Below are 11,935 nucleotides of genomic sequence, written 5' to 3'. Positions count from 1 at the left end.
ATATATATTCATTTTCTAGTTATTTTCAGGCTGTCTCCCGAGGACAGTATCATCTCCATTTGGGAATTGTATTCGGTTATTTTTCCAACGGCTTCCACTTTCTTATCTTTAAAATCCTTAATGTCCATGTTGTTTGACTGAATTTCGGCTGCCTGACTTTCAAAGATGATTAGTTGCATTTGGCCTGTCCCGTCATTGACGGTTAAAAAATAGCTGCTTTTGGATTTTGACTGAGCAACATCCTGAACAACACAATCGATTTTCACCTCTTCATCTATCATTCCACGGTTAATGTCCTTAATCTGGATTTCCTTAACTTCAATTGTTGGTGTAAATATGATTAAACCTATTATTCCAATAAGTGAAGTTATTAAAGCTATTCTCAATAATTTGTCATCTGTAATTTCCATAGCTTTCTATTATTATTTTAAAGTAAAAATAGCTGATAGGATTTCAAATTGAAAAATTTATTTAGTAAATTAAAAATATACTATGAATATGTTTGAAAATTTAACCAAGACGGAATTGTATGCGGTACTGACAGGGATTTTTACTGCAAGTTTGATAATTTCAAATATAATTGCAGGCAAAACTTTTGTTTTTTTCCAAGTTGCATTGCCTTGCGGTGTTGTCATATTTCCAGTTATTTATATTGTAAATGACATTTTGGCAGAAGTTTACGGTTATAAAAAAGCCAGAAATGTGATTATTCTGGGTTTTTTCATGAATCTTGTTGCAGTAGTATGCTATACTGTTACAATGCTGCTTCCGGCACCTGCGTTTTTTGAAAATTCACAGGCTTTCAGCATTGTTTTGGGAAGCACTCCAAGATTGCTTCTGGCCAGCTTTTCAGCTTATCTGCTGGGTTCATTAGTCAATGCCAAGCTGATGGTGTATCTGAAAAGTTGGGATGAGAACAAGCTCTTTTTCAGATGTATTGCATCAACATTTTTTGGTGAAGGGTTGGATGCAGTGGTGTTTATCCTCATAGGATTTTTTGGAACAATGCCTATGGAAGCGCTTCTTTTGATGATTGTGGCACAGGCACTCTTTAAGACAGTATATGAAATTATTGTCTATCCTGTTACAAGAATTGTAATCTTTAAAGTGAAAGAGCTGCCTGAAGTTTAGTTTCCTGTATTGTACATTGAAAGCAGTCTTTCAACTGTATCGGCATCCATGGGACTTTTGTCCTTTCTTATGTTTTTAACAACCGGAAATCTTAAGGAATAACCTGTTTCGTATTCTGGAGACTCGACGATTTCTGAAAATGCAATTTCCAGAACTATTTTCGGTTCCACTTTTATTTCCCTTCCCTTTGTTGAAATCTCAATTTCTTTCATTTTTTCGGTCAGGTATTCAAGTGTGGCATCGTCAAGGCCTGTTGCGGCATAGGCAACTGTCTTGAAGTCATCGTTTTCATCCCTTAGCGCTACAAGGTATGATCCGACAAAATCTCCCCGCTTTCCGATTCCATATGTTCCTCCGACAATGACCATGTCCAGGGTTTCAGGCTCTGCCTTGTATTTAAGCATCTTCTTGCCTCTGAGTCCGGGAATGTATGGTGCTTCAGCATCCTTGATCATTATTCCCTCATGGCCTTCGTTGATGGATGTTTCGAATAGTCCCTGTATTTCATCAATGTTGTCTGGAGTTCCGACAATCATTGTGCTCAGGTTCATTTCATCGATTGAAGTATCCACAATGTTTTCTAAGATTTCTCTTCTTGCCTTCAGAGGTTCGTCAATCATCGGAACTTTATAGTACATCACGTCAAACAGGAATACCTTTAGGGGAACATTTTCCATAGCCTCTTCCACGTTGTGCTTTCTTCTAACTCTGTGAAGGACATTCTGGAAAGGCAGCGGCTTTCCATTGCGTGTAGCTATCACTTCCCCTTCCACAATGTAGTTTTCATGTGGGAGGTTTTCATCGAACAGTTCGACAATTTCTGGAAGTGCATGTGTGATGTTTTCAAGTCTTCGGGTGAATATCTTTATTTCGGAATCATTTCTGTGCACCTGCAGTCTTATTCCGTCATATTTTGTATCGCAGATTGCTTCACCCATTTCAGGTATGATTTCATCAAGGGGAGGTGCCAGCTGTGCAAGCATAGGCTTGACCGGGGTTCCTGGAGTCAGGTTAAGCTTTTCCAAACCTTCGCTTCCCTCTTCCTTGGCTGTCCTTGCAACCACTGAAAAATCGTTTGTAAGCATCTGTGCCCTTTCAACAATTGCCTTGTCGATGTCGAATGCCTGAGCTATTGCATCCCTGACCACACCATCTCCTACGCCTATTCTCAATTCTTCAGTAATTGTACGGGTGAGATATTTGGCCTCGGTTGCACTTGCCTGACTTAGAAGCTCAAGGATTATTGCAATTTTACGGTTGGTTGACCTGGAACCGCTTATCTGGGATAATTTTCGCAGGCTATTGAAAACAAAATCGATTGTCAGAGGCTGTGAGAAGAATGTCATTTGGGATTTTTTTGCATAAAGCTTGATGCATGCAAGTCCAATGTCTCCTTCATCACGAACAGCATCTTCCACAGCTGCCTGTGTTGTTCCAACAGCTTCAGCCACGGCTCTTTCAACTAGCTTTCCGCCAATTCCAATTTCTTCAGAGCTCCATGCAGGGAATACAACTCCTAAAATTAAAAGCCCTACCTTCTCAATGGTGTCTGAATCCAGTTTTTTCAGGTATTCTGATATGATTTCAGTTTTTTCGAGTCTTTTTGTAGTCGCTTCCAAACTTGAGTAAACGTCTACCAATTCTTGATATTTCATTAGAAATCGCCTTTAGCTATTTTTACTGCACAATATTCACCGCACATTGCACACATTTCATTGTCGTCAAGTTCACATTTGTCCCTGTATTTTCTAGGTTTTGACTTATCCAGCGCCAAGTCAAATTGGGCTTCCCAGTCGAATTCCTTACGGGCTTTTGCCATTGCACGCTCTCTTTGCCATGCAGAGTCAAGTCCTTTTGCAACGTCTGCTGCTTCTGCAGCAATTTTTGATGCAATGACTCCCTCCTTTACATCCTCTAAACTTGGAAGGGACAAATGCTCTGCAGGGGTCACATAGCATAGGAAGTTTGCCCCGGCGGAAGCTGCAATTGCCCCTCCGATTGCTCCGGTAATGTGATCATAGCCTGGGGCTATGTCTGTTACAAGGGGTCCTAAAACATAAAATGGTGCTCCGTGACATATTGTCTTTTGGATTTCCATATTTGCCTTGATTTGGTTCAATGGCATATGTCCCGGCCCTTCAACCATCACCTGGACGTTTGCGTCCTGGGCTCTTTTGACAAGACCTCCCAAGTTTACAAGTTCTTGAATTTGAGGGATATCGCTTGCATCTGATAGGCATCCTGGTCTTAAACCGTCACCCAAGGATAGTGTAATGTCGTATTCGTAAGATAATTCAAGTAAATAATCGTAATTTTCATATAATGGGTTTTCAAGGGCGTTGTGATTGATCCATGAGGCCATGAATGTCCCTCCACGGCTGACAATTCCCATCATTCTGTTTGCAGCTTTCAGCTTTTGGACAAGGTCTTTTGTAATTCCGCAGTGGAGGGTCATGAAGTCCACGCCCTCTTTTGCCTGATTTTCAATTGCCTTAAAGATGTCGTCAGGGTCCATGTCTATAATCTCCTTGTCCTTGCCCAGTGTCACAACACCTGCCTCATAAATCGGAACTGTTCCGATACATATGTCTACAGCATCCATGATTTTTCTTCTGAATAATTTTAAATCAGAGCCTGTTGACAAATCCATCAATGCGTCAGCACCGTACTCCTGTGCCAGTTTTGCCTTGTTGATTTCAAGTTCAATATCATCAATCTTTGATGATGAGCCGATGTTTGCATTGATTTTGGTTTTTAGGCCTTCTCCAATTCCGCATGCTTTGGAATGTCCATTAACGTTTTTAGGAATTACGACTAATCCCTTGTCAATTAATTTAGCTAGTTTATTAACATCTATATTTTCCTGTTTTGCAACAAACTCCATTTCTGGAGTGATATTGCCTTTTTGAGCTTCACTTTTTTGAGTCAAATTTATCCCTCATTGTTGACTAATCATAAGTAATTCTGTTTTTTCAAGTATATAGATTTATATAGCAATGTGCAAAATTATTAATTAGTTGGTGGTTATATGGTTAAGGATAGACATGTAATTGAAACATTAGGCAAAGTGAAAGTTGTTATTGAAGACGGTGAAATTACAAGTGTAGGTTCATCTGAAATGAAGTATTGCCCTATGTTTCATGCAATGCATGGAGTAGAAGAATTGAATGAGGAATTCATACGCAAAAACATTAATTTCAGAATTGAAGACTTCGGTATGTGCACTCCAAATCGTGTAATTGAAATGGATGATGCGGTAACCGTAGGAATTTCAGAAATACTAAAGACAAATATCGAAAAGGGAAATATAGACTGTGTTGTTGGAGCATGTGACGGCGCCGGAACACTTTTGATGACCAATCCTCGTGTTGTTCAGGGTGTTGGAGGAAGAGTGTCAGGTCTTATAAGCACAACTCCAATTGATGAGGTCATTGAAAACCTGGAGGAAAAGGACTGTGTTATCTTGAACCCACAAACCGCTGAGCTCAATCAGCTTGAAGGCTTGAAATTGGCTTTGGATAAGGGATATAAAAATATTGCAATTACAATACTGCCATCCCCTATGGTTGAAGAAATCAGAAATTATCCTGTTGATGATGACGTTAACGTTTATATCTTTGTTGCCCACACAACAGGGGTTGAACCTCAGGAAGTAAAGATGCTTTTTGACAATGCGGATATCGTAACAGCATGTGCATCTAAAGCCATTTCAGAATATGCTGATAAATATGAACCTTATTACTATGGGGTCAAGGTTCCTATTTTCTGCGCAAGTGAGGATGGGCGTAAATTGCTTGATGTCCGTCTTAAAAAGATTGGAAAGCCTTTGTCAACTAATGATTATCCTAGGGACAAAAGTGACGCTCCATACAAATTGATTTAGGATGTAAAATATGAAAGTAATATATTTTGATACCGAAACAACAGGTTTGGATTGTGCCTGCTGTAAAATTATAGAACTTGCAATGCTCACTGTTGTTGATGGTGAAATTGTTGAAACCTATGATGAATTCATCAACATCGGCTGTGAACTGCCTCCAAAAATTACTAAAATCACGGGAATCACTGATGAGATGTTAATTGATGAGGGTGTTAGTGAAGAACGCATAGCAAGGGATTTAAAAGAGAGGTTAACTCCAGATACTATTATGATTGCTCACAATTGCCAATTTGATTTGTCATTTGTCTATTCTTTGCTTAATAGATATTATCCTGATGAAGCTTATGATATTGTTTCAAGTTTGGATTGGATTGATACGGTATCTGTTTTAAAAGATCGTAAGGATTATCCTCATAAATTAGTAGATGCTGTGGAGTTTTATGGTATTGAAAAGGTTAATTTTCACAGAGCTATTGATGATACTAAAGCATTATATCATGTTACTCAGGCAATGAGAAAAGACCGTGATGATTTAAAAGAATATCTTAATGTTTTTGGTTATAATCCAAAATGGGGTATTAGTGGCATTGAATTCAAATTTATACGCTATGAGGCTCAACCTTACCATAATATGGGTGAAAAATTGCCTTATAGTGAAATTTTACCAAACAAAATAAGTAAAAATTAAAGCGGAGGTTAAGGGAGGATTCCATACCCTCCCCAAATTATTGTAGAGAATTCAATCAATGTAATCGAGGTTGTGTGGGAAGGGTCTGTTCTTCCCACTAAATATGGTTAGAAAGTTTTTCAATATTATATTTTGGAGGAAAAAGGAAGAAACCTGTTGTTTCTTCCTTACATATACTGAACTAACTGTTCGTCTTCTTTATTTCCAGGCTTCACTTTTTCACTTGCTTCTTTAAAGTATTTGTTTGAGATTTCGGTGGTTTCTAAGTTATCTCTCAATGCAAGCATTGCCGCTTCACGACATACTGACTCGATATCTGCCCCGACATATCCTTCGGTGTGTTTTGCTAATTTTTTAAGATCAACGTCGTCTGCTAGAGGCATATCTTTTGTGTGCACTTTAAAGATTGCAAGTCTTGCTTCTTCATCAGGTTCTTTTACTTGTATGTGTCTGTCGAATCTTCCAGGTCTCATTAAACCAGCATCCAAAATGTCTGGTCTGTTGGTTGCAGCAATAATTGCCACGTCCTCTAATTCTTCCAAACCATCCATTTCAGTCAACAGTTGATTAACGACTCTTTTTGTGACACCACTATCTCCATCGTTGCCGCTGCGGGTACTAGCTATTGCATCGATTTCATCGAAAAAGATCACGGTAGGGGATGCCTGTTTTGCTTTCCTGAATACTTCACGTACTCCTTTTTCGGATTCACCAACCCATTTTGATAAAAGTTCAGGTCCTTTCACTGAAATGAAGTTAGCTTCACTTTCACTTGCTACCGCTTTTGCCAATAGGGTTTTACCGGTTCCAGGAATTCCATAAAGCAATGTTCCTTTAGGAGGTCTTATTCCTAAGCGTTGGAATGTTTCAGGATGTTTCAATGGCCATTCGACCGCTTCTTTCAATTCTTGTTTCACGTCTTCAAGTCCACCTACATCGTCCCATTTGATGTCTGGGATTTGTACAAGAACCTCTCTTAAGGCTGAAGGTTGGATTTCTTTTTGAGCGTTTTTGAAGTCATCTCCGGTAACGACAATCTTTTTCATTACCTCTTCAGGGATCTCTTCATCATTTTGTATTTCAGGTAGGATTCTTCTTACTACTCTCATAGCAGCTTCTTTACATAATGATTCAAGATCAGCTCCTACAAATCCGTGTGTTGTGCTTGAGATTTTATCCAAATCAACGTCTTCAGCAAGAGGCATGTTTCTTGTGTGGATTTCTAATACTTCTTTTCTTTCTTCAGTATCAGGCACTCCAATTTCAATTTCACGGTCAAACCTTCCAGGTCTTCTGAGTGCAGGATCAAGGGAGTCAGGCCTGTTGGTTGCACCGATAACGACTACTTGTCCTCTGGATTTAAGTCCATCCATCAAAGTTAGAAGTTGAGCAACGGTTCTTCTTTCGGCTTCACCATTGGTTTCTTCTCTTTTTGGAGCGATTGCATCGAGTTCATCTATAAATATGATTGAAGGTGAATTTTCTTCTGCTTCTTCGAAGTATTCCCTTAGGTTTTCTTCAGATCCGCCAACATATTTGCTCATAATTTCGGGCCCATTTATTGCAATGAAATGAGCGTCACTTTCACTGGCTACAGCTTTTGCCAGTAATGTTTTACCGGTTCCTGGAGGACCATGCATCAATACACCTTTTGGAGGTGCAATACCTAATTTTTCAAAGAGTTCTGGTCTTTTAAGAGGAATTTCAATCATTTCTCTTACTTTTTTAACCTCTTCTTTGAGCCCGCCAACGTCTTCATAGCTTACGTCAACAAGGTTTCCGACACCTTCGATTTTGCTCACGTCAACAGGGGTCTCATGTAGTTGCACTTCGGTATTTGGACCAACAATGACAATGTCTTTTGGACTTGTAGAGACTACTGCAAATTTGATTTCTTTCATTGCAGGGGTAAAGTCCATCAGTTCATCAAATAAGCTGTTAAAGCCCATTCCCATACTTGGTCTTGATGACCTGATTTGTGATCCTATAATGTCTCCTTGAACCATTACTTTTCCGGCAAATAACCCTCGCACATCTCCTTGTACGCGAATGTTGTTTTCGATTGGTGCTAAAACAACCTTTTTAGCTTCAGTAGCTTGAGTCTTTTTGATTGTTACTTCTCCGCCGATTGTAGCTCCTGAGTTTTTACGTACTAACCCATCAATTCTTATAACTCCAAGACCGATATCGGTTTGTGAAGGAAGAGCAATAGCCGCAGTTCGTTTATCACCAATAATTTCGATTAAATCTCTTTCATGAATGCCTAAATCATCCATGACGTTTGGATCAAGTCTTGCCACGCCTTGACCAACATCTTTTTGTGAAATTGCTTCTGCAACTTTTAGTGTAATTTCGTTTGCCATTTTATCATCTCCTTTTATGGCTGTAATGTAAATAATTTTAATGTGTCAAAATCTTTTTGTTACTTTTTGTAACTTTATTGACAAACATATCTGTATATGTTTTACTATATAAAGGTTTCGGTTTTGTGAAAATTCATAAATTAATTTTAAGGGGAGTATATTAATTATACAAATGTATATATTTGGGATATTTAAAAAAATAGGATACATGTTTTTATTTATAAAAAATAAGTAATATTGTGGTGTTATGTATTGATTGAAAATTTAATTACTTTTTGACAGTTTAATATTTGTTCGTATTTGTTAAAACAAATCATCTTATTGTTCCACCAAAACCCGTGAACAATTTTTTGACATTTTCAAGGTCTTCATTTGACAGTGCGGTAACTTCAAAGGTTAGGCTGATTGAATTATCAGCTATCTGCGGACCGTCATAGGCATCTTTTAGTTTGATGTCAACTATGTTGTCCATGTTCAGCACTGTCTTTTGAATGGTTTCAACATGAGCTGTTTTTGGGAATATGCAGCTGATTGACATGGTTTTTTTATCCAGATTATCGAGTTTCCACTGGTAAAGCTCTTTATCAAGCAATATTCTGATGTTGGCTATGCGCAACTTTTTGGTCTTTGTTCCGTTTTTCAACACAGCAGTCTTGCCGTCCACACTTTCCAGAATTCCAGTATGGATTTTTCCGGAGTAAATGTGTTTCAATCCAACTTCCTTGCCAATGGATTCAGACAGTATTGTGTATTCATAATTCAGGGCACCTATTGCCTTGTCACTTCTACCCAAAGCGTTTTTAATGTCTCCCATATGTTTTGTTGCAGTTATTGCAATGTCCATGAATTTCTCATCATCTTTATTGTTGATGGCATCTCGCAGTTCAATTACTGCATCTGCAAATGTATTCCTGACTTTAGGGCCGTTGCTGTTCATGGATTGGATGTAATATGTCAGATATGGATTTTGTGAAACGATACGTGCAATCATATCAATCATCAGATTATAGATTGGACTTTCATAATCTTCAGTTTCGGACAAATCCACTTTCAGCTTTTCGATTGCTGAAGCGGTTGAAATAAATGAAAAATGAGTTAAAACCTGCACGATACTCATCATGAAATCGTGTTTTTCGGCAGTGGTTTCAATCACTCTCATATTCTTGCCTTCAAGGTATCTGTAAACTTTATCATACCATTTGCCCTTTCTAGTTGGTGTCAATACTATGACCTGATTGTCGAGCCTTGTGGTTCTTGGACCGAAAATTGGGTGTGTTGGAATATATTCTATGGTGTCTGGCAGGACATCCTCCATTGTTTTGGAAGGTCCTTCCTTAACCGAAGTCACATCGACCATGACTGACCCTTCTTTCATATATGGGGCAACTTCACGGATGACGTTACAGGTATGCTGTATTGGAACTGAGATGACTAGAATATCGCTGATATTGGCCAAACCAGCATTGGATTCAATGTAATTTACATTTGCTTCATCGGCAATAGCTCTGCCTTTATTGTGATCTCTTCCAGTTATATATACATTAAATTCGTCTCTAAAGTAGTAGATGAGGGTTTTACCTAAACCGTCAGTTCCACCTATTATTCCAACATTCATAAAGAATATTTTGTTTTGGGATATATAATTATTTTTTTGTAAAAAATTTTTTTAATTGATATGTGATTTCAGATGGATATGTTAACATTTTATATTGGGGTTAATTTCATTAACAAGTAACAATATATTATCTTTGAAAGCATGAAAATTATAAATCAAGATACTAAAGAGGGAATTATTGAAGTTGTTCCGGAAACGTTGGATGATTTATGGCATTTGTCGCATATTGTTGAAGTCGGTGACAATGCATCCTCCAAAACAACACGCCGTATACAGGACAATACTGGTGATAAGTTAAGAAGTGATAGGGGAGTTAAAAAAACTTTTTATTTGGGACTTGACATTGAAAATATCAGTTTTCATCTCTTTACTGGAAAATTGAGATTGACTGGAGTTATTACAAGGGGTCCTGAAGATTTGATACCTCTCGGATCTCACCACACTCTTGAGGTGAAGCTCAATGTTCCTCTCACCATTAAAAAGGAAAGATGGCCAAAATGGGCTATCAAAAGACTCAATCAGGCTATTGATGCTTCCAAAAAATTATCTGCAATAATTGTAGTTCTTGAAGATGATACTGCAACATTGGGACTGATGAGACAGTTTGGCATAGAGTACTATGGTCCTATTAAGGGGCATGTTTCAGGCAAGAGAATACTTGACAAGAACAGGCAAAAGAACATCACTCAGTTTTATGAAAAGGTTATTGAATCAATTGTCAAATTTGATTCAATACAGAACATTGTACTGGCAGGACCAGGTTTTGTCAAAAACGATTTTTACGATTACATTAAAGAAAAGCATAAGGATTTGGCTCAAATTTCAATTATCGAAAGCACAGGTGCTGGAGGAAGAGTGGGCATAAGTGAAGTTTTAAAGAAAGGCACTGTTGAAAAGTTAACCTCCGAAAACAGAGTGGCTCTGGAAATGATGGCTATAAATAATCTGCTTTCAGAAATAGCTAAAAATTCATCCAAAATAGCTTACGGATTGAATGAAACTAAAAACGCCATTAACTTGGGTGCCGTTAGTGAACTTCTGGTATTGGATACTAAAGTCGCCAGTGAGAATATGGGCGATTTAATGGACATGGTTGAAAACATGAAAGGAGAAGTCATGGTTATCAGTAGTGAGCATGATGGTGGAAAGCAATTGGAAAGTTTGGGCGGCATGGCTGCAATTTTAAGGTATGAAATTGCGTAAATAAGGTTTAAAAATCTGGTATTAAATTTTATATAGAATAAACTATTATAACTTATAATGTATAATAATTTTTTTAATAGTGATGCCTATGATGTATACGTCAGTGATTTTTGCGATGGTTTTTGTTTTTATTCTGTCGGCGGTTGGAACTGCTGTGCTGAATATAATTTTTAATTTTTTAGGAAAACAAGGCTTTTTGGGCAATTTGTATCCTAATGTTCGTGGTGGAATTCCTAGAGGAATTGGTTTAGTTCCATTCATTATTCTGTCTTTTTACATGTTGCCGAAATTCAATAATCTTGTTTTAATCATAGGTATTTTTGCTTTTATTGACGATATTCTGGGAAGAAAAAAATTTGTTCCATTGGGCATTGAATGGGGTCAGCTGTCCAGAGGCATAGGCATAATTTTAGTCATGATTGTTGGAATCATGGAAGGATTGGGCGTTTCTGCAATCCTTATAGCATTGATGGTTCAGCCTCTTAATATTTCAGATATGCAGCCAGGATCAACTTGTATTGTAACTATCATAATGTGTATTGTATCCATGATTATCATGGTATTAATAGGTTCTGCACCTGTCAGTGAATTATTGGCCATTTACACACCGTTATTAGTATTGGTTGTATGTTTAGGATATTGTCCTTTGGACTTTTCCGGAAAAATCATGTTGGGCGAAGTCGGAAACCACACATTCGGTGTAGCACTGGGTGTTGCATTTTACATCGTTGGCGGATTATGGTGGTTATTGCTCTTATTCCTAGTCACTACCGCTTTAATAGCATTTGTAAGACGAAATACATTGAAAGTATTCTTTAGACAAAGGCTTGGATTGGTAAATCCTACCTTTGGAGACTATTTCATGGATGTTTTGACCGGCGGAGGTTTGGGCGATTTGATAAGGAAATTGGTTTTAAAAGAAAAGCAATATCCGGTTACCAGTCCCCTATTGGTTTCATTAGGTTTCAGAAGGTTATTGTATAATCCTTATGCCAGACGCTCTCCAGATTATCCTAATGATGACATTAAACCAAGAATAAACTTGCGGAGATAAA

Annotated in this window: 10 protein-coding genes; 5 read left to right on the top strand and 5 right to left on the bottom strand. The window is 37.9% G+C overall.

Going from position 1 to position 11,935, the window contains the following annotated elements; genetic code table 11:
• Window positions 1-8: 8 nt before the first annotated feature.
• Entirely contained in the window at window positions 9-410 is a 402-nt protein-coding gene (locus UIB65_RS06265) for an RNA-binding protein (RefSeq protein ID WP_330040313.1), read from the bottom strand.
• A gap of 82 nt (window positions 411-492) precedes the next feature.
• Between UIB65_RS06265 and UIB65_RS06260 the strand changes: the two genes are divergently transcribed.
• Entirely contained in the window at window positions 493-1,131 is a 639-nt protein-coding gene (locus UIB65_RS06260; protein ID WP_330040311.1) for a queuosine precursor transporter, read from the top strand.
• On the opposite strand, the gene UIB65_RS06255 is transcribed toward UIB65_RS06260, so the two are convergent.
• Window positions 1,128-2,786 (bottom strand): ATP-dependent DNA ligase, encoded by a 1,659-nt coding sequence (locus UIB65_RS06255; protein ID WP_330040310.1) that lies wholly within the window; start codon window positions 2,784-2,786, stop codon window positions 1,128-1,130. The two genes, UIB65_RS06260 and UIB65_RS06255, sit on opposite strands and share 4 nt — an antisense overlap.
• Entirely contained in the window at window positions 2,786-4,060 is a 1,275-nt protein-coding gene (gene thiC / locus UIB65_RS06250) for a phosphomethylpyrimidine synthase (protein WP_330040308.1), read from the bottom strand. Before thiC ends, UIB65_RS06255 begins: the two co-directional genes overlap by 1 nt.
• Before the next feature lie 99 nt (window positions 4,061-4,159).
• Here thiC and UIB65_RS06245 point away from each other — a divergent pair, with 99 nt between their 5' ends.
• Together UIB65_RS06245 and UIB65_RS06240 are read left to right on the top strand one after the other, a co-directional pair.
• Window positions 4,160-5,014: a methanogenesis marker 8 protein gene (locus UIB65_RS06245; RefSeq protein WP_330040307.1), complete on the top strand. Its 855-nt coding sequence runs from the start codon at window positions 4,160-4,162 to the stop codon at window positions 5,012-5,014.
• Between the two features lie 10 nt (window positions 5,015-5,024).
• The gene (locus UIB65_RS06240; RefSeq protein ID WP_330040306.1) at window positions 5,025-5,699 is read left to right on the top strand and encodes a 3'-5' exonuclease; all 675 of its coding nucleotides are present in this window, start codon (window positions 5,025-5,027) and stop codon (window positions 5,697-5,699) included.
• 167 nt (window positions 5,700-5,866) lie between these two features.
• On the opposite strand, the gene UIB65_RS06235 is transcribed toward UIB65_RS06240, so the two are convergent.
• Together UIB65_RS06235 and UIB65_RS06230 are read right to left on the bottom strand one after the other, a co-directional pair.
• Window positions 5,867-8,062, bottom strand: a complete 2,196-nt coding sequence (locus UIB65_RS06235) for a CDC48 family AAA ATPase (protein ID WP_330040305.1) — start codon at window positions 8,060-8,062, stop codon at window positions 5,867-5,869.
• Between the two features lie 313 nt (window positions 8,063-8,375).
• The gene (locus UIB65_RS06230) at window positions 8,376-9,686 is read right to left on the bottom strand and encodes a prephenate dehydrogenase (RefSeq protein ID WP_330040335.1); all 1,311 of its coding nucleotides are present in this window, start codon (window positions 9,684-9,686) and stop codon (window positions 8,376-8,378) included.
• 132 nt (window positions 9,687-9,818) lie between these two features.
• Here UIB65_RS06230 and UIB65_RS06225 point away from each other — a divergent pair, with 132 nt between their 5' ends.
• Together UIB65_RS06225 and UIB65_RS06220 are read left to right on the top strand one after the other, a co-directional pair.
• Window positions 9,819-10,880, top strand: coding sequence for an mRNA surveillance protein pelota (locus UIB65_RS06225; RefSeq protein ID WP_330040304.1), 1,062 nt, complete (start codon window positions 9,819-9,821; stop codon window positions 10,878-10,880).
• 88 nt (window positions 10,881-10,968) lie between these two features.
• Window positions 10,969-11,934: a cell wall biosynthesis protein gene (locus UIB65_RS06220; RefSeq protein ID WP_330040303.1), complete on the top strand. Its 966-nt coding sequence runs from the start codon at window positions 10,969-10,971 to the stop codon at window positions 11,932-11,934.
• Window position 11,935 lies beyond the last annotated feature (1 nt).

Source organism: Methanobrevibacter sp. (genome assembly GCF_036307625.1).
GTDB lineage: Archaea > Methanobacteriota > Methanobacteria > Methanobacteriales > Methanobacteriaceae > Methanocatella.
The sequence above is the reverse complement of the archived record's forward strand: the minus strand, read 5'-3'. Positions and strand labels throughout refer to the sequence as shown.